18 protein-coding genes and 2 pseudogenes are annotated in these 19,302 nt (G+C 33.7%); 11 read left to right on the forward strand and 9 right to left on the reverse strand.

Annotation, left to right across the window (positions count from 1 at the left end):
* Window positions 1-189 precede the first annotated feature (189 nt).
* Entirely contained in the window at window positions 190-345 is a 156-nt protein-coding gene (locus GQ598_RS00305) for a hypothetical protein (protein ID WP_160401838.1), read from the forward strand.
* A gap of 51 nt (window positions 346-396) precedes the next feature.
* On the opposite strand, the gene GQ598_RS00310 is transcribed toward GQ598_RS00305, so the two are convergent.
* Window positions 397-1,254 carry a helix-turn-helix domain-containing protein gene (locus GQ598_RS00310; RefSeq protein WP_160401839.1) on the reverse strand — a complete coding sequence of 286 codons (858 nt, stop codon included), beginning with the start codon at window positions 1,252-1,254 and terminating at the stop codon, window positions 397-399.
* A gap of 248 nt (window positions 1,255-1,502) precedes the next feature.
* Between GQ598_RS00310 and GQ598_RS00315 the strand changes: the two genes are divergently transcribed.
* Together GQ598_RS00315 and GQ598_RS00320 are read left to right on the forward strand one after the other, a co-directional pair.
* On the forward strand, window positions 1,503-2,165 hold the full coding sequence (locus tag GQ598_RS00315) for a cytochrome P450 (RefSeq protein ID WP_160401840.1): 663 nt from the start codon (window positions 1,503-1,505) through the stop codon (window positions 2,163-2,165).
* Between the two features lies 1 nt (window position 2,166).
* The gene (locus GQ598_RS00320; protein WP_160401841.1) at window positions 2,167-3,531 is read left to right on the forward strand and encodes an MFS transporter; all 1,365 of its coding nucleotides are present in this window, start codon (window positions 2,167-2,169) and stop codon (window positions 3,529-3,531) included.
* 217 nt (window positions 3,532-3,748) lie between these two features.
* Here the strand turns inward: GQ598_RS00320 and GQ598_RS00325 are convergent.
* A pseudogene (locus tag GQ598_RS00325) lies at window positions 3,749-4,816 on the reverse strand (IS3 family transposase).
* Window positions 4,817-5,049: 233 nt separating this feature from the next.
* Here GQ598_RS00325 and GQ598_RS11040 point away from each other — a divergent pair.
* Window positions 5,050-5,193 carry a hypothetical protein gene (locus GQ598_RS11040; protein ID WP_202112618.1) on the forward strand — a complete coding sequence of 48 codons (144 nt, stop codon included), beginning with the start codon at window positions 5,050-5,052 and terminating at the stop codon, window positions 5,191-5,193.
* Between the two features lie 153 nt (window positions 5,194-5,346).
* Here GQ598_RS11040 and GQ598_RS00335 read toward each other — a convergent pair whose 3' ends face one another.
* The 3 genes and pseudogenes from GQ598_RS00335 to GQ598_RS00345 all read right to left on the reverse strand — a co-directional run bounded on the left by GQ598_RS00335 (window position 5,347) and on the right by GQ598_RS00345 (window position 6,821).
* Window positions 5,347-5,877 (reverse strand): TetR/AcrR family transcriptional regulator, encoded by a 531-nt coding sequence (locus GQ598_RS00335; protein ID WP_160401842.1) that lies wholly within the window; start codon window positions 5,875-5,877, stop codon window positions 5,347-5,349.
* A gap of 202 nt (window positions 5,878-6,079) precedes the next feature.
* Window positions 6,080-6,283: pseudogene (locus tag GQ598_RS11280) on the reverse strand (type I glyceraldehyde-3-phosphate dehydrogenase); the annotation flags it as partial.
* Between the two features lie 358 nt (window positions 6,284-6,641).
* Window positions 6,642-6,821 (reverse strand): aldehyde dehydrogenase, encoded by a 180-nt coding sequence (locus GQ598_RS00345; RefSeq protein WP_160401844.1) that lies wholly within the window; start codon window positions 6,819-6,821, stop codon window positions 6,642-6,644.
* 200 nt (window positions 6,822-7,021) lie between these two features.
* Here GQ598_RS00345 and GQ598_RS00350 point away from each other — a divergent pair, with 200 nt between their 5' ends.
* The 3 genes from GQ598_RS00350 (at window position 7,022) to GQ598_RS00360 (ending at window position 11,732) form a co-directional block, all read left to right on the forward strand.
* Window positions 7,022-8,221, forward strand: a complete 1,200-nt coding sequence (locus tag GQ598_RS00350) for an MFS transporter (RefSeq protein WP_160401845.1) — start codon at window positions 7,022-7,024, stop codon at window positions 8,219-8,221.
* Window positions 8,222-9,001: 780 nt separating this feature from the next.
* Window positions 9,002-9,853: a methylated-DNA--[protein]-cysteine S-methyltransferase gene (locus GQ598_RS11240; RefSeq protein ID WP_160401846.1), complete on the forward strand. Its 852-nt coding sequence runs from the start codon at window positions 9,002-9,004 to the stop codon at window positions 9,851-9,853.
* A 667-nt stretch (window positions 9,854-10,520) separates the two neighbouring features.
* On the forward strand, window positions 10,521-11,732 hold the full coding sequence (locus GQ598_RS00360) for an MFS transporter (RefSeq protein ID WP_160401847.1): 1,212 nt from the start codon (window positions 10,521-10,523) through the stop codon (window positions 11,730-11,732).
* A gap of 235 nt (window positions 11,733-11,967) precedes the next feature.
* Here the strand turns inward: GQ598_RS00360 and GQ598_RS00365 are convergent, their stop codons facing one another.
* The 4 genes from GQ598_RS00365 to GQ598_RS00380 all read right to left on the reverse strand — a co-directional run bounded on the left by GQ598_RS00365 (window position 11,968) and on the right by GQ598_RS00380 (window position 17,122).
* Window positions 11,968-13,563, reverse strand: coding sequence for a bifunctional aspartate transaminase/aspartate 4-decarboxylase (locus tag GQ598_RS00365; RefSeq protein ID WP_085248216.1), 1,596 nt, complete (start codon window positions 13,561-13,563; stop codon window positions 11,968-11,970).
* Window positions 13,564-13,592: 29 nt separating this feature from the next.
* On the reverse strand, window positions 13,593-15,293 hold the full coding sequence (gene aspT, locus GQ598_RS00370) for an aspartate-alanine antiporter (RefSeq protein WP_160401848.1): 1,701 nt from the start codon (window positions 15,291-15,293) through the stop codon (window positions 13,593-13,595).
* 310 nt (window positions 15,294-15,603) lie between these two features.
* Entirely contained in the window at window positions 15,604-16,002 is a 399-nt protein-coding gene (locus GQ598_RS00375; RefSeq protein WP_160400158.1) for a hypothetical protein, read from the reverse strand.
* A 34-nt stretch (window positions 16,003-16,036) separates the two neighbouring features.
* On the reverse strand, window positions 16,037-17,122 hold the full coding sequence (locus tag GQ598_RS00380; RefSeq protein ID WP_160401849.1) for a class I SAM-dependent methyltransferase: 1,086 nt from the start codon (window positions 17,120-17,122) through the stop codon (window positions 16,037-16,039).
* A 129-nt stretch (window positions 17,123-17,251) separates the two neighbouring features.
* Between GQ598_RS00380 and GQ598_RS00385 the strand changes: the two genes are divergently transcribed.
* Genes GQ598_RS00385 through GQ598_RS00400 form a run of 4 tightly spaced genes read left to right on the forward strand, consistent with a single transcriptional unit; the run spans window position 17,252 to window position 19,279 of the window.
* Complete coding sequence (locus GQ598_RS00385) at window positions 17,252-17,971, forward strand: beta-ketoacyl synthase chain length factor (protein ID WP_160401850.1); 720 nt, start codon at window positions 17,252-17,254, stop codon at window positions 17,969-17,971.
* Entirely contained in the window at window positions 17,953-18,750 is a 798-nt protein-coding gene (locus GQ598_RS00390; protein WP_160401851.1) for a 1-acyl-sn-glycerol-3-phosphate acyltransferase, read from the forward strand. Before GQ598_RS00385 ends, GQ598_RS00390 begins: the two co-directional genes overlap by 19 nt.
* Before the next feature lie 12 nt (window positions 18,751-18,762).
* Window positions 18,763-19,038 carry a phosphopantetheine-binding protein gene (locus tag GQ598_RS00395; protein WP_160401852.1) on the forward strand — a complete coding sequence of 92 codons (276 nt, stop codon included), beginning with the start codon at window positions 18,763-18,765 and terminating at the stop codon, window positions 19,036-19,038.
* Complete coding sequence (locus tag GQ598_RS00400) at window positions 19,031-19,279, forward strand: acyl carrier protein (RefSeq protein WP_160401853.1); 249 nt, start codon at window positions 19,031-19,033, stop codon at window positions 19,277-19,279. The genes GQ598_RS00395 and GQ598_RS00400 overlap by 8 nt, the downstream gene beginning before the upstream one ends.
* Window positions 19,280-19,302 lie beyond the last annotated feature (23 nt).

The raw sequence follows: 19,302 nt of genomic DNA on the forward strand, positions 1-19,302 counted from the left end.
ATATACTACTAACTGAATCAATCTTGACTTTGACTGTCAAATATTGTTGAAATGTAAAAATGATTGATCCGATCAAAAAAACATCGTATTTTAATTAAGTAATATCGTTTATCGTTACCGATTAGTTAAAGAGCTAATTAAACTTATAACAAGTAAAAAATTAGTCTACATAATAATAAAGGAATGATCATGGATACGATGAAACAAATGGCAAACACTCTCACTGCTTTGGTGAACGGTGTGCCTCATAATCGCTATATTTTTAAAATTGATGGTAATAATACTAGTGACATGGTATCGGTATTGTCATTGGATGGACAGGAAAAGTATACCGTTACAGTGTGATGTGTAGAGATCTTCTCAATATATACTGAGGTTATGAAACCTGAAAAAGTTTTATTTTATTAATTTATTATTAATATAATTATCATTTTGAATGATAGTGTCATTAAAGTTTCTCCATGGGTGGTTATTTCTCATTGCTTTTTGATAGTTACCTGGAGTTACCCCGAAATTTCGACGGAAAATAGCAATAAAACCACTAATATTATCATAACCTAAATTTAAAGAAATTTCTGTAATAGGTCTGCCCGCAACAAGCAACTCTAAAGCTTTTAACATACGTAGTTTCTGCCGCCATTCTGTGAAATTAAATCCAGTTTCATTTGTAAATCGACGAGTTAATGAGCGTCGAGAAATCCCAGCCCAAACGCTCCATTCATTAATGTTTCTATCATCACTAGGATTATCAGACAAAGCTAAAGCAATTTTTAACAAACGAATATCTTTTGGCATTGGGAGTGCTATCTCAACTTGAGGGGTTATACTAATCTCGTCGACAATCACTGCCATCAATCGCTTATGCTCGGGTTGCAATTCTGAATTATTCCATGTCATGGTTCGGGTAATTGCTTCACGCAATAGACTAGATAATTCTAGCATGCAGGGTTTATTCGGCAGATTATTACATTCGCTTTTTTGTATATAGATACTCCATCCGTGGAATGGTCCATGTGATCCGAGAAGAGAATGCTGTGTATCTGGAGGTATCCATATACCATGAGTTGCGGGTATTACCCATTGACTACTTTCCACTTCAATTGAAATTAAACCTTGTAATGTACCAGCTAGTTGTCCTCTCGAGTGATGATGACGTTCTGTTACTTTCACTGATGGGGATTTGAGTGATGCCGATATAATCATAGGTTCGCTATCAGAAGAAGCGACCTCTGGAGAAATGAGTGAAATATTCATTTATATGGCCTCTAAGTAATATTTTGTGGCTGGAATTAGTTAGTAAATTTTTGTTTTACTAACTATCCTAAATTAGCCCAACTTAATTCAAATAAAATAAATATAACTATATATATTAAAAATAAATTAGCAATAAATCATGAATGATTTAAAAAAATATTATTTAATATAATCAATTGAAATAATTAAGGTTATATATATTTTTATTAGCTAGCTGTCTAGAAAGAGGTATAAAATGAAAGGAAAACATGTTTACTGAAGATATCGCACTATTTGCATCTGAAGAATTGGAAAAAGTGATATTGGATTTAATCGATGAACGTAAAAAGTGTGCTGGAGATGATATTATTTATTTTATTATTCATAATAGTAATAAAAGTGAAATATTAAGTGATAGTGAGATAGTCGCACTTTCATTAAACATCTTACTTGCAGCTTCAGAACCAGTTGATAAAGTTTTAGCAAGTTGTATCTATCACCTTTATAGAAATGAATCTTATATTGATCTTGTTATCTCCAATTATTGCAGCACTAATAGTATCTTGCAGGAAAGCTTACGTATTACACCACCTGTTCATTTAATTCCACGCCAAGTCGAGGATGATAGTTGTGTTGAAGGTGTTAACTTAAAAAAAGGAGATTTAATATTTTCCTTAATACCATCAGCAAATAGAGATGAAAAATATTTTGAACATCCAAACACATTCAATCCACGAAGAGAATTTAAGGAACATCTTTCATATGGAATGGGAGTTCATGCTTGTATTGGTGCTCAATTTACAAATATGCAATTAAATATCGCCCTTCAAAAATTAGTTTTAATACTTAAAAATTATAAAGAAATTACACCACCAACGTTCGGTGGAATATATACACGAGGCGCAACTCAATATAATCTGGAAAGAGTTTAATATGAAACAATCGATTGACCTGACAACCTCAGAAAGAAAGTTAGTGTTTGCTATGACACTATCTAGTATATTGCCATTATTAGATAGCAGTATTGTTAATGTTATTTTACCCTCAATTTCGAATGACATTAATGCCTCTTATGCTTATATGCAATGGGCTGTTACCATATATATGCTTGCTTGCGCAGCTGGCATATTACTATCACCTTATGTACATGAAAATTTTGGACTCAAGAAAGCATGGGTATGCTCAATTTTTGTCTTTCTTGTTGGTTCTATATTAGTTGGATTTTCATATAATCTGGTTTCTTTAATCTTGTATAGATGTCTACAAGGTTTTGGTGCAGGAATTTTAATTCCTATTACTCAATCTACAATAGCAACTTATTTTGGTAAGGAAAGACTAAAGCCGGTTATGGCATTGATTGCTATTCCGTCAGTCTTTGCCCCTGCACTAGGGCCAATTTTTGGAGCAATCATATCAGAACAGTTAAATTGGAGAATAGCTTTTTTTATCAACATACCTTTAGTACTTATGGCCTTTTTATTTGGTAGGACGACAATGCCTGATAATAAAACGTCTAAATACAATATGAATATTTATGTGTTAATGACATTTTTAATTGCTTTAATAATATTTTTCATCTCTATTAAAAATATCACTTCTGGGCATTTTTTTGATATTTTTAATATTATTATGCTAGTTTTAGGTATTGGTTTGATGATGATTTCGCTTATTATTAATAACAAGTCAGACAGTAAACTGATCGATTTAAGTTCATTTAGTTGTATTCAATATTCGTTTGCAATAATTATGGGATTTCTGACGTCACTTATCTTTTTTGGTTTCATGATTTTTTTTCCTTTAATACAAGCAATAAATGATAATATATCTATTACATATATTGGTATGTTGCTAGCTCTACAAGGTTTAGGTGCCTGGTTGTCTAGAAAATTTATTTATAAATCTCTAAGTGAGATAAATTCATTTCTAATTATTGGTGTAGGATTAATAATATCAGCAATAAGTATATTAATAATTCAAGTAGGTGGCGATGCCTTTGAAATTATCGGTTTTACTGTTCGAGGTTCCGGATTAGGCGTCGCCACGATTGCTGTTCTCTCTTCTCCATTTGAGTTCTGTGATAAAAATCAAATTAAGGACACGAGCGCTATCACGCGTGTTACACAGCAAATTGGTGGTGCATTTGGAGGCGTACTATCAGGAATATTAATCAACCTCACTCAACATCAAATAATTTCAATAAACTGCGCTTATCAGGCAATGTTTTTTGTGTCTCTGGTTTTTGGTTTTCTAGCGGTTATTGTCTATATTTTCTTTGGCCGAGTGAATACAAGGATTTAATATACAAAAAAACGGAACATGTGAGTTCCGTTTTTTTTCGCTTATTCAACGATACTGCTAAGCCACTTATTCAGTATTGAACAATTGAATGTATTATAAAGAGTCTCAACCGCTGACGCAGATTTCAACTTGAATAAGGTATTTTTTCTGTTTAAACTAATTTTCTAAACCACTTATACAGTGTAACGGTATACTTTTCTTGATCCTCGCCAAAATATTAGACAGTGCCCACCTCTATCATTTTTTCGTTTTGGTAATATTGTTGTTCATATTGTTCAGGTGATACCCAGCCATTAGCTGAATGACGGCGTATCCGATTATAATAGATTTCAATATATTCAAATAGTGCTTTATTAGCCAATTTCCTCTTCGACTCATGCTTTGCCTGAGTCCATATTGTAACAATAACTGCTTGAAATCAGCACTGCAATATTGGCTTCCTTGGTCACTATGAATGAGTACATTTTTAGGAAAATGACGCCACAATAAGGCTTGTTTTAATGTATTACACACTAAATGACGGTCTATGTAGCGACTCGTTTGCCTAGCAATTACTTTTCGTCCATATAAATCGATAATCACCGACAAATATAACCAACCTTCACCCGTTTTAATATAAGTAATATCGGTTACCCATGTCGTATTCGGCTTATCAGGGTTAAATTGTCTATCTAATGTGTTGGGCGCAATATTGCGATGAGTCGTGTCTGTTTTATACTTGAATTTACGTGCTGCTTTACTCCGTAATCCCGATTGTTGCAAAACACGGCTAATTGTCCTTTCTGAAACTTGATAGCCCGCTTCCCTAGCATCATGAAGCAGGCTTGGCGCACCCAAACGAGCCTTATGTTGCCAATACTGCTTTTTAATATACTCGCTGAGTTGTTTGGCTGATTTGTTTGCTCTTTTTAACCAAGCATAATAACCCGATGAACTGACACCAAGTAATGAGCATATCTTAGTAACGGGATAGCAGGTTAAATGCTTTTCATATAAGCGTACTTCACCGACTTGGATTGTTGATGAAGTACACATGCGCCTTTTTTAGTATATCATTGGCCATTTTCAGTTCTTTAATCTCTTTTTCTAACGCCATCATCCGCTGTTGCTCAGCCGTTAACTCTCGACGGCTGGTTTTATTCGGGGAAAGTTGTCTAATCCATTTATCTAGGGTTGATTTACCCACACCTAGATGGTTGGCAAGTTCGCTGATAGAAAGGTGTGCATTAGATAACGCATAATCCACCGATTGTTGTTTGCATTCGATACTAAATTTTTTGACCATGATATTTGTCTACTATGATTTTTGTTTATATCATAGAGGCAGCTTTTGTCCACTTTTTTGGCGAGGATCAATATCATAGGGACCATTTGTCTAAGGGAAAAACAACTTCCTCCCAAACCCAGTACTTATTGAAATCGGTAAAAACACATCAAAAATCAGTCGCTCAAGTTGCACTGCGTTTTCTTATTTAAGATGGTATTGTTGTTATTCCAAAACCCACCAAAAAAGCTAGGATGAAAGAAAATTTTGATGTATTTAACTTTACCCTTTCAGAGCAAGAAATGGTGGAAATTGCTACTTTAGATACCGGCCATAGCTTATTCTTCTCACATCAAGATCCCAAAACAGTGGAATGGTTTATGTCTATTTTGAAATAGTAGTAAGATAATTAAATAATAAAATAACTTACATTATTGCATCATGCGTGATGGTTTAACTTATCTATCGCTTGCTTTGAACATAATCTTATATATTTCGTAAGTACTCTAAAATTTACCTACATAGTTCAACTCAAATTTAACACAAATAAACTATGATTTTGGCGTAAATATTTTCAATAGCGAATTAATTGTCAGACGAAAATATGAATCATCTTGCAACCCTTTTGCGGAAATATAAGCACCTTGCAAAGTGGATAAGATAAGTGTTACCGCCTCTAAAGGAGCAAGAGTATTAGCAATACTACCATCAGAAATACCCATTCTGATAAGGCTTTCTAATGTTTGTTTCATTGCCTCAAATCCGCGAGTAACCTCTGCGGCTAAATTGGGATTTTCCATAATAGAACGATCCCGAGCCATTTGCCCCACTAAACAGCCTCTATCTATATTACGGGGTTTTAATAGCAGATCTGCAAGTTTATTATAGGCATTTTTATCAGTATTTAGCACTGTATTATTAATGCCTATAAATTGTTCTACATTATAGATTATGGCATGTGAAGCTAAATCTTCTTTACCATCGAAGTGATGATAAAGGCTACCTTGCCCAACACCTGACCATTCTAAAATGTCCTTAGGACTAGTATTCGCTAGGCCTTTTTCTAATAAGAGATCAGCCATTGCTAGAATTAGCTTTTCTCTGGAATTTTGTTTCGCGTTTTTTTCGTTATTCATTGTATTATAAGTGAACTAAGTTACCATCAATCACCTTAGTTAGCTTAGAATCAAAATTGAATAGGCTGGATTATGAATCATATCAGATGAAATAGCTTTATCCATTTTTTTTCGAGCTAGTGATTTCTTTGATAGTATCATTTACTAATTATACTGTCACTTTTTTATCTAGATTTAACGTAAGGTCTATCATTGACCTGCAATTACAAGGACACGTACTGATCCCCCCCAATAATTTGCCTTTTAATTCAGGAATAAAAAGGTCAATTGATTGCACAGATCTCGTTGAGGTTGGAACGATACTTTGAACTGCACTTTGAGCTCGTCTCATATCACGATGTGGTGCATCTTGAAAATTTTGATCCTACATGCCAGCATGAATGGTTGTTATAAAATCTAATTTAATTCTAAAATTCTCATACAACACTTTAACCAAAGGCCAGGCGCTAAACAATTTTTAGTACATGAAGCATTAGAAATAATGTGGTGTCCATCTTTGTTATACAAGTAGTCATTAATGCCTTGTACAAGGGTTAAATCAACATTTTTGCAGGTGTAAAAATAAGCTCTTTCTTATCGTTGGCTTTAAGATGAGCTTGTGCTTTTTTACCATCATTAAACACGCCTGTTGATTCTAGTACCACATCAACTTAGTGTTTTTCCCAGAGTAAATTCTCAGAATTAGATTCCTGATAAACTGCAATCTTTTATTACATCGTGCTTTTAGCAAACCGGCCAAAAGCTGTGTCATATTTTAAAATATGAGCAAGTTGATCAATTGAACCCAGATCATTAATCGCAAAAACTTTGATATCGTGTAAACAATCCTGTAATGCACGTACAAAACTACTCCCAATACGACCAAAACCATTAATTGCTGCATTAGTCATTATTGTCTCCAATAAAATTAATAAAAACAAAAAATACCAATTAGTATGTCAATGTAAAAGTCAACCGTTTACTAACTGAAATCAAAACAATCAATATCTATATATAAAAATTAAATTTATTTAAATTTACTTATATAAAAAACATGATACCATAAAATAGAAACATACCACTTGGTATGTAATTAGAATAAGGGAAAAAAATGGATAAAAAAAATAATTATCGTTGGTTTGTGCTTGCAATTGGCGTTCTAGCACAAGCAACATTTGCCATGGGCTTTGCTGGCATTCCTATCACCGGAATTTTAATGCGAGATGCCTATCATTTTTCATTATACGAGCTTAGTTTTGTTTTAGGTTCGATGGGATTAGGCGTTGCGGCTTCAGAAATACTTTGGGGGCTACTCACCGATAAACTAGGTGACAAAAAAGTTCTAATTCTCGGCTTATGGTCATCAGCGATAGTATATGCTTTAATCGCCATATCACTTACACCAGAGGCTTCGCCTGGAGGTATCAAGTATCTACACTTGGGCGCAGCCCTAGCAATAACAGGGGCTTTCAGCGGTAGTATTAACTCATCATCAGGCAGAACAGTCATGTCATGGTTTGATGATAGTGAACGTGGATTTGCCATGAGTGTTCGCCAAACTGCAATCCCGGTTGGCGGAGCGATTGGTACAGGACTACTACCTTGGTTGGCCTATTCATATGGTTTTGAACTGATGTTTACCGTGTTAGCCATCGCAGGCTTGAGCGTTGGTCTTGTGGTTGTGTTGTTTATCAACACTAAACATGCCGAATCAAAATATGTATCCAAATCAATGCTTACTATTCCCTCACCGCTGAAAAGTATTGAAGTCTGGAGAGTAGTTATGGCCGCGGGGTTTCTAACGGTACCTCAAATGGCAGTACTTACATTTGGCGGTATCTATATGCGCGATATCCTACATATAGGTTTAACATCAATCTCTGTTATTCTCATTGGTGTGCAGATTGGCGGCGGAATACTCAGAATTTGGTCAGGCTACTATACAGACAGAAAAAAGAATCGTATCCCCTTATTAAAATACTACGCCATACTTGGCGGAATAGCCTCCTTGATGCTCTGTTTAATGGTAAATAATACATATATGGGGATTGTATTTGTTGTGCTAACTGGTTTATTTGGCCATGCATGGCATGGTATTGCTTATACTGAGGTAGCAGTAAAAGCAGGTATTGAACGCGCAGGGACAGCCTTGGGTATGGTTGGTACTACCGTATTTATCACTTCGTTTCTAACCCCTATTATCATTGCTGGTATCGCCCATGGCTATGGATGGAGTGCTGTGTGGTGCGCTGTAGCTATACTGACATTTATGACATTATTATGTTTTGTTTCATTCTCAAAAAAGAAATAAACCTTTAGCTTCTATTAATGGAATGAATGAACACTAAAGTGATTGTCGACTTGAGATACTTGCGTTATCTGAAATAATTTGAAAAACCACGGTAACAGTAATACCCCCTAAATAGGCTGTTCCCTTGAAACAAACACAATTAAAGATAAACCAATGCAATCGTTATTTATTTCACAAAGTGAGTTATTTTAATAGCAAGATTCGGCTTTTTAATCGTTGTGATCTTGCATATTATCAAGACTTATCATAGAGAAAAACACAAATAAGTTATCAATAAATAATTATACAACATTGGTTAATAAAGCTAATCAAAGGTCAAATACTAATAAAAAATTCAAACAATGCGTATGGAAGAAAACTTCGGAATGATGATTGCAGCTAGTTCGAATAAAGGTATTTATACGCTTGTATTTCCTGAATATAGTGCGTTATTACGAGAGATTAGGCAAATTAGACAATTGATAAAGTTTGATGTGTCTTTAGAGTTTATTGATACTGGTTTTCAGAAAAAAATATAGCACACTTTATTGATGATACTATACGGTATCACCCATACTTACTATGGGTTAACCATGCAAAATGAGTAAGACTTTAGCTATTAGAGCTGTGATTAATTCCAATGAACATAACATAATAGCAATAGTGATTCACTGACATTGAGTAACTGGTGAAAATGGAATACTAACTGGGTATGCGGATTAGATAGTCCATAAAAAGAAGCCGCTAACATTAGAACTTTCTTTCATAGCATTATCAGCTAGCTGAAAAGGAGTATTTATAATGCATAAACAAAAACAGATAGATTTTGATCGAATAAAAAAAGCCATCGGATATTTGAATGAAAATTATAAATCCCAACCGACACTTGAACAGGTAGCTGAGCATGTAAATTTAAGTTCTTATCATTTTCAACGTATGTTTTCTAATTGGGCTGGTGTTAGTCCTAAACAATTTCTAAGATATATAAGTATAACTCACGCTAAAAATCTCCTAAAAGAAGAAAACGCCTCATTATTGGATACCACCTATGAATTGGGTTTGTCAAGCACGAGCCGATTGCACGATTTGTTTATTGATATTGAAGGTATGACTCCAGGAGAATATAAAAATGGCGGTGAAAACTTATCAATTAATTACAGTTTTGTTGAAAGCCCTTTTGGTGAAACTATCGTTGCATCAACAACAAAAGGAATTTGTTATATTGCTTTTGTTAAGGATGAAAAGTCAGCACTTCAGTCATTGAAAAAGCTATATCCTAATGCTCAATATCGACAATACACAGACCAGATTCAACAAAATGCAACATTCGTATTTACACAAGACTGGTCAAAACTAGATAAAATAAAACTACATATTAAAGGTACTGATTTTCAGCTTAAGGTATGGCAGGCTTTGTTGACAATTCCTATGGGCAAACTATCAACCTATAGCAACATAGCACACAAGATAAACAACCCCAAAGCTAGTCGTGCGGTTGGCTGGGCTATTGGCGATAACCCTGTGGCATTCTTAATTCCTTGTCACAGAGTTATAAAATCAACAGGATTACTAGGGCAATATCATTGGGGCAGTGACCGTAAAGCAGCCATAATCGGTTGGGAAGGAGCTAAAATATGGGATCAAACACCATGAACTAGGTAATCATCAAAGTGAGCTTCGTAAAAAAGTAGCAAAAGAATCAAGACAGGACAAATAAAGTTTGGTGGTTATATAAAAAGGAAAATTAATAGAAAGCTAAATTACAATTCTGGAAAGCGCATGAAAACTGAATTTTCATTATTAACAACAACAATTTAACATCTTAGCAAGATTCGGATTATAAGCAAGATTGAGTAAATGTAAATATAGTCAAAATATAAAAATAAACAAGAAGTACAAATATAAGGAGAATAACAAATGGAAAATCTAAGAAATTAAAATAGGTATGCTGACAATCCTTCAATTGTAAACGAGAGGTTAAAGACTGTAGTCAAGAATTTCAAGACAAAATGCATTTTTTTACAAGCCTTTATCTAGGAGAAAAATAAATAGTGATTGTGAGTATTTTTCTGCCTTAAATATTAATGATTATTATCTCAGAAAATATCCTCCTTGTATTTTATTTGCTGCAAAAAAGCTCCTCTCTTAAAAGAGGCCGCTTTGATGTATGAAAAACTTAATAATAACAAAATAAAAGTATATTTGCATATAGATGAACACGCGAACAACGGCAGTATCCGGGCTCGCCGATACTACATCTTTGCTAAAAAACGCTTATAACATTCTATTAACAAAAATAAAAAAATAATGGGAAGAAAAGATGAAAAAATTGCTAATTCATAAGATTTCTTATTCAAATTTATGCGCGCAGTTCTCTGAACAAATAATAATAGCAGCACTTCCGATTATAGCAGTGCTATCTATACATGCTTCAGCATCTGAAACAGCATTTATACAAATGATAAATACTTTACCTTTTCTATTACTATCGATCCCAATGGGAATAATTGCAGATAAAGTATCTAGAAAGAAACTAATGATTGTAATAGAAATAGTTTGTGCGGCAGCCATATTTATATTATTTTATTTGACGTTTTCAGGGAATCTGTCAATAAATAAAATTGCATTATTCGGTTTTTTTATAGCAATTGGTACTGTTATTTACAGTGTAGCTAGTCCAGCTTTAGTAGCATCTTTTGTCATAAAAGATCAGTTGATTAATGCCAATAGATCAATAGAAATTGCTAAAAGCATCGCTTTCACTGCTGGTCCTGCTTTGGGTGGTATTCTTGCCGGCTATTTTTCTGGGGGATTAGCATTCATATTGGCTTTTTTTACTCTCGATAATCAGCGCCTTTTTTCTAATATGTTTACCCAAGGAGCCTGTACAAAAAAATCAGGAAGAAACGTACTTCAAGAACTATGTGATGGTTTTATTTTTTTAGTCAGAAATAAATATCTAATGCCGATAACTACAACTGCTTTTGTCTTTAATTTATCGCAGTATTTATTATTATCGATTTTTGCTTACTACGTTATCAATAATCTTTCTTTTAACTCCTTTGAAGTTGGAGTTTCATTAAGTTTAATTGGTTTAGGAATGCTAATAGGATCATTTCTATACAAGTTTATTTCTATAAAAATAAATTTTGGGTTTCAACTGACTTTAGGACCTATATCTGCTTTTTTAGCCTCAATATTGATGCTTTTAACTATTATATATCCTGTCAAAGAACTAGTTTTTATTTCTTTTTTCTTTTTTGGATTTGGACCTATTATATGGACTATATCTACAGTATCACTAAGACAGCTAGTTACACCTAGTAATATGATAGCTAAAATATCATCGGTGATCATGACTGTTACTTTTGGAGCACGACCTTTAGGGGCTGCTCTAGGCGTATACATAAGTGCAAATTTTGGTGTGAATAGTTGCATTTTTGCTGTTTTTATCGGCTTTTTTATTCAGTTAGCTATTATTCTTTTCTCAAAACCATCCAAATTAAAAAATTTATCAGATGCAGAGGAGTAATTCTATAAAAACGTACGAAATATGTTGTTATGTGAAATATTGTTGAAAATTGCACTTCATGTTTGAATCCAGGAATAGAAAAATAAAAAATCAAATAAAATCAATAACTTTTCTAACCTATTTTTATAAGGCATTTATTTGTTCTTATAATAAATAGTGAAATGATGTTTTATTTAGTAAATAAAAACCCTAGATTACCTAGGGTTTTGTGTGGGTTATTAGTATAACTATTTAGTTATTTGTTTTTAGCTTTATACTCATCATAATATTCTTCTGCCAATTTGCGCATTGATAAACCAATTGCGGCATATTGGTACTCATTTAAATTAGCTAACGAAGCTCGAGCTGATGGATGCTGTACGGCAAAGCCTTTACCTGGTAATAATACAACCCCTGCTTCATCAGCAATTCTAAATAACATTTCAGATGGATTTTTATTTTTTAGGATCCATTTTGCAAAATTATCGTCGTATAATTCTCGACAAATATGTTCAAGATCTACTAGCGTATAGTAATCTACACTGTTTTCATCCGTTTGATGTTTAAGACCTAAATGTTGATAAAGTGATGCTGCACGGCGTCGGATTAGTGATTTTAATGCAGATTTATAACTTTGATCGCTATCCATCATTTCGCATAATGCAAATAAAACCATTTGTACTTGTTGTGGTGTTGAAAGACCGGCAGTATGATTTAATGCAACCGCACGGCTGTCAGCCACTAGTCGGTCAATAAATTTTAGGTTTTCTGGATCAGTAACAATTGAGCTATAGCGTTTATTTAAGATCTGTTTAGTTTTGTTTGGTAATGCTTTAATTGTTTTGTCGATAACATTATCGCGAGCTGTGGCAATGACACCTAAACGCCAACCAGTCGCACCAAAATATTTAGAAAATGAATAAACTAAAATGGTATTTTGTGGGCATATTGCAAATAAAGATTGAAAATCATCCGCAAATGTACCATAAACGTCATCGGTTAGAATAATCAAATCAGGGCGTTTTTTAACAATATCAGCAATAATTTTTAGACTTTTATCATCAATTTTAACTGATGGCGGGTTAGATGGATTAACAACGAAAAAGGCTTTAATTGATGGATCTTCTAATTTACGCAATTCTGACTCAGGGTACTGCCAATTTGCATTAGGATCAGAATTGATTAACACCTCAACTAGTTGATAGTCATTGAGTTCAGGAATCTCAAGATAAGGCGTAAATATTGGCGCACCAATAGCAATTTTATCGCCTTTTTGGATTAAACCGTTTTCTTTCATTGAATTAAAAATATAAGCCATGGCAGCTGTGCCACCTTCAACGGCAAATAAATCGATGTTATCACGATCCAGATATTGAGCGCCCATTTGTTGTAAAATATAGGCTTTAACCACATCTTCACTAAAATGTAGCATTCTGTCAGGTACTGGGTAATTGCATCCCAAAATACCTTCTACCATCTCTTGTAAAAAAGCATTTTCGTCCAACCCAAGTTGATCACGAATATAAGAAAAAGCTTTACCTAAAAAGGCAACCCCAGGAGTGTTATAGTTTTGACAAATAAAATGTTCAAAGCGTCCTGTTAATCCAGCTTTGATTGGCATACCACCAACGCCTTCATTTAAATATGAAAATGACATTTCAGATTCTTGAGTTGCAAACACACCTAATTGAAAAAAGGCTTGTCGAGGCCAAGTCGCAAGGAAGTTAGGATTGCCTCTTCCTGCATTTAACATTACGCGATCAGTATGACTTTGTGCCAGTTTAATTAAGTTATCTTTCAATTCAAAAGGACTTAAATTAGCATATTGGCTGTATTGTGTATTGTTTTTCATACATTTGTATCCTTAATTTGATATATCAATTAAACAAAAGCAACAACTAATGGACCTAATAAAGTTAGGAAGACATTAGCTAAAGCATAAGTAATAGCAAAAGAATTAGTTGGTGTTGAGTTGCCAGCTTTATTAAGCACTTCACCAAAAGCAGGATTAGCACTACGTGCTCCAGCTAACGCACCAGCAAATACTGCTGCATTTTTATAGCCAAGCACATATTTACCAAAATAGATGGCAAGCAGCATCGGTAATAAGGTCACAACCACACCAATTAAAAATAGGGATAAACCTTGTTCTTTAATAGTATTAATCGCTTGAAGACCTGAACTGAGACCCACAACAGCAACAAAACCTGCTAAGCCAAAGTCTTTTAAAAGTTGCACTGCACCAGTTGGAATATTACCAATAGTTTGATGAACAGAACGATACCAACCAAATAATAAACCAGATAAAAGCGCACCACCGCCTGCACCTAAAGTAATTGGAATATTGCTAACACGAATCACAACTAAGCCAATAATAAGACCAACAACAAGCCCTAACCCATGGAATATCCAGTCAGTTTTTTCGCTTTTAGTAATTGGCGCACCGATTTTATCAACCACTCGACGAAGATCACCATCAGCACCATAAATGGTAATAACATCACCTAGTTTTAAATAGATATCATTATTAAGGGGAAGAGATTGACCATCACGATGAATAGCCACAAGATAGATACCATGTTTTAATTTCATGACTTCGTCAGAAGTGAGCACTTGTGTAAGATTTTGTCCTACATATTTGTTGTTACGCATTTCAACATCTAGCTTGTTCATCACAACGTCCATACCTGATGCTGAATTAACTTCGGTACCAAGTAGATCATGCGCTTTAATCATTGCATCACGGTGACCAACAACTAGAATGATATCTTTCGACTTTAATACTGTTTCTGGTGTTGCTTCAATAATGTTATTGCCACGCTTGATACGCTCAATGCTAATACCATTAACAGTTTGCTCCACATGCGCAACGGTTTGATTGATTTTGTTTGAAATACGATATAAACGACCACTAATATCTGATAAAGCTAGATTTTGATCAGCCCCCAATAAGAGTGATCCATGAAGCTGTTCAGCTTGTGCTTTAATTGCATCATCGGCGATATCTTTCCCCATGATTTTTGGCAAAATATTAACGCACACAATAATGGCACCTAGTGAACCAAATATATAAGTTACCGCATAGCCAATGGTGACATTTGCTTGCATTTTTCTTAACTCTTCGACACTTAATCCAAGTTGACTTAAAGCATCAGAAGCCGTACCCATAATAGCAGATTGGGTTAAACCACCTGCCGCTAAACCAGCAGCAAGACCTTTATCTAAATTGAATATTTTAGCTAATACCACAACAGTTATAAAACTAGCAACTGCAATAAATAATGCTAAGAAAATTTCGCGTAATGTTTTAACGCCCAGTGAGCGGAAAAACTGAGGACCACTTTCATAACCTACTGCATAAATAAACAGTGCGAAAAGAATCGCTTTAACGCCTGCGTCAATAGTCACACCAAAAACACTTAACGCAACGGCAACAAGTAATGAACCAGCGACACCACCAAGTTGGAATTTTCCCATCCGAATGCCACCAATCAAATACCCTAAACTTAACGATAAAAATAATAAAATTTCAGGGGAGTGTTTAAGTCCATCTAAAATCCAGTTTGAAAGCCATTGAAACATAATAATTGTCCTCAAGCATAATGATTTATGAATCATAAAAAAGATATGTAATAGAATGGAACCATATTCATCAATTTGTATGAATATGGTTTTATATTAAATCGCAATTAGATTAATAGATATTCATTTTTAACAATTAATCTCATCGTTAATAAAGTGATTAATTGATGACTTTAGATACTTTATATTCAAAATATATTTGGAGTAAGACTGTTTGGAATAGGGAGTAATAAGCCCAATAATAAATGGAGCTTATTACTCATATTTCGATTTAAATAACACTAAGTAAAACTAAATATAGCGGAGCTTATTATTTTGCTTTAAAAATATTTTCCCTAATTTTAGCGTCTAGATTATTTACCCAACGATTATAGTTACGATGAACATTGCCACGGCTATCTTTTAAATTATCGCTAACCGATACATATTTAATTGAATACCCTTTTGCTGAATAAGGAATGTCGACCACAACTTCAAATTTTCGATTATATAAAGAACCACGAATAGTGTTGCTATTAATTGATTGAAGCTTCCAAGAACCAAATGCTGCATGCCCTTTTGTTGCTGAATCTAAAATTGCTCTTTTTACTTGTTCCTTAGTTAGACCTTGTACTGGTGTGTTAAAGGTTTGTGGTTGTTGATACTTACCAGAACAACCAAATAAAAGTGAAACGAAAACAGCAGCTATGATAAATTTTAAAAACTTCATTGTTTACTCCTTGAATATTATTGATTAATTTTAATTAACGTTTTTTACATATTAACAAAGTATGACCATAACCTAGACCATCAATGTCTTTTTCAACGTAAAAACCTGCGCTGCTTAAACATTGATAAAACACTTTAGAATGGTAAAAACGGCTATTGCCATTTGCTAAACAAGTAAAATATAAAGAAGATGCATTGACACTTAATGCACCGCCTTCAAAGCTCTGTCTATCTCCAAAAAGATCCATAATACATAGGGTTGCATCATCTTTCATACTATGATGAATGAGTGTTAATATATGAGTAATTTGTTGGACACTAAAACAATCCAAAAATTGACTCATCCACCAAATATCAGCTTTATTTGGCAAGGCCTCAGCAGTTAATAAATCAACAGCAATCCCATCGATACGATCTTCAAAACCAGCTTGTTTAATATTTTGTTCCGCAACAGCGATTTGTTGAGGTAAATCCAATAACGTTACTTTTATATCCGAACAATGTTTTGCACAATACATCGCCCATTTACCCGTATTGCCACCCACATCATAAATATGTTTGGGATTTAATTGGCTTATATGCGAAAAAGCAGCCGGAAAGGAGTGATCAGAATAAAAATGGTCAAATTCAAACCAACTTTTTTTAGCTTGTTCTGGTAAAGATTGCAACGCTGGATAAATAGTTGGCCAATCCCCAAAAACTTTTAATCCAGCAGGAGTACCGGTTTCTAACGCTTCTTGCAGATAAAACATGCTTTGATAACAAATGTCTTGAGTAAAGTTAATATTGACTGTTGTCATTTTATCATGCAATAAATAGTGACCTATTTTACCCAGAAAATAACGTGTCTCTTTTTGATAAATAACACGCATGTTCAATCCAACATCCAATAAAATTTCAATAGCATAATCAGATAAAGAAACCTCTCTGACAATTTGATCAAAATCAGCACCATTTTTACCAGCACGATCCAGACAAGCCAATAGACCTTTGTTTCTCATACAAAGAACAGCTTGAAAAAAAATAGGTGAAAATGCGATTTTTTGAGCTTCCGTAATAGCATCTAACGCAGTGTAAATATCTTCATGATATCCATATTGAGTATTTTTTTGTCCCGTCAAACTATTGCCTTTCTGTATTGTTTTAATGTATTGTAATAAGTAAATTTTGTCACTTTTTAGAAAAATCGTTGTAAATAATAATGCAAAATATCGTTAAGTAAAGAATTAATTAAATAATATATTATCAAAATGAACTTTTCTTTTTCCATTGAAAATTGGTTTGCTTTATCTCCTGGATTATCTAATAAAGTTGAGTGGGAATTCTGGGCAACACATTTTAATCATGATTGGTGTTTACCATTACCCAAGTCAACCAAAATACCAATGATACAAGCTCGAAGAATGAGCGCTCCGTCTCGTTTGGCTGTTGAAGTTGGACTTGAATTATTGCGGAATAATCAAGTCGACTTTGCGATTTTTGTTAGCCGACATGGTGAATTAGAAAGAACGTATAAAATTTTATCTACACTGAATCAAGATAATGATATCTCACCAACAGATTTTGCCTTATCCGTACATAATACGGCTTCTGGATTATTGACAATTATTGCTAACCAAGCAATACCTATTACGTCTCTTTCAGCACATATTGATGGTTTTCATCAAGGTTTGATTGAAGCATTACCCATGCTGCAATTTGACAATAAAAAGGGGTTATTGGTTGATTTTGATGGTATTATTCCTGACATTTACCAAACTAAAATTAAGCAATTGGTCCCTGTCTATGCGGTTGGTTATATATTAACTCAAGGTAATCAAATTCATTGCCAAAGCGTAGAAAAGTCAGCAACCATTTATCAAGAAGACTATCCTCAATCTCTTGCGTTTTTACATGCATATTTAAATCAACAAAAACAATTTACCTTACAAGGAAAGGTACAAGATTGGCAATGGACATTAAATCTGTAACAAAAAAAAATAGTTATACTTTTAATCAATGGTGGCGCTTATTTGTTACAGCATTCGGATTTGTGTTGTTTGGTATTTACGGATTAGTTATTTTATCTATTCTATGGTTTAGTCTATTAAGATTACTAGTTTGGAATAAAAATAAAAGAAATATTATTGCCCAAAAAAGTATTAGCCTTAGTTTTAAATTATTTTTACGGATAATAAAATTTTTGGGAGTTATTGATTATCAGTTTAACGGACTTGAAAAACTAAAACAGGATAAAAGTTGCCTGATTGTTGCCAATCACCCTTCTTTGTTAGATGTTGTGTTATTAGCATCTGTCATGCCCCGTTGTGATTGTTTAGTCAAAGGGGCATTACTCAAAAATATTTTTATTAGCCGCATAATTAAAACAGCAGGCTATATTTTAAACGGAGAATCAAGCCAAATTTTGCCACAATGTCAGCAAATATTGGACAACCAAGGACGGATATTGATATTTCCAGAAGGGACAAGAAGTGTTCCCAATCAACCAATGATATTACAACGTGGCGCAGCAAATATCGCCTTACGTTGTCATGCCAATATTCGAATTGTTCATATTGAGTGTAAGCCTACTTGGCTAATTAAAAAACAAAAATGGTATGATATCCCTGTTAAAAAAGCATTTTTTAATATTACCATTGGAGAAAAAATCAAAATTAGTGATTTTTCAGACCAAAACGCTACAATTGCAGCAAGAAAATTAACAAAGCATCTTACTTCGGTATTAGAAAAAACAAACGAGAATAAGTAGAAAGGAAACTCAATGCAAAAGCTACATAATGAAATTAAAACCATTATTATTAATACGTTAAATTTAGAGGACATCACACCAGATGATATTGAAACCCAAGCCCCTCTTTTTGGTGATGGCTTAGGTCTTGATTCTATTGATGCGTTAGAGCTTGGTCTAGCTATCAAAAATCAATATGGTATCGTTTTATCGTCTGAAAGTGACGAAACCAAAAAAGCGTTTTATTCAGTCGAAGCATTAGCGAATTTTATTTCATCACAACAACAAGGAGCAAAACAAAATGGATAAGAAACAGGTTTTTGAACAAGTTCAATCAGCATTAGTTCAACTATTTGAATTACCTGCAGAAAGCATTAAACCGGAATCAAAACTTTTTGAAGAATTAGATCTTGATAGTATTGATGCAGTTGATTTAGTTGTACACCTACAAAAAAAGATTGGTAAAAAAGTTGATCCCGAAACTTTTAAATCAGTTAGAACAGTGCAAGATGTTGTTGAAGCCGTTTATAACCTCATAAATGATAATTAATATGAGGAAAGCTAAGTTAATAA

Source organism: Gilliamella sp. Pas-s95 (genome assembly GCF_009795795.1).
In the GTDB taxonomy this organism is placed as follows: Bacteria; Pseudomonadota; Gammaproteobacteria; order Enterobacterales; family Orbaceae; genus Gilliamella; species Gilliamella bombicola.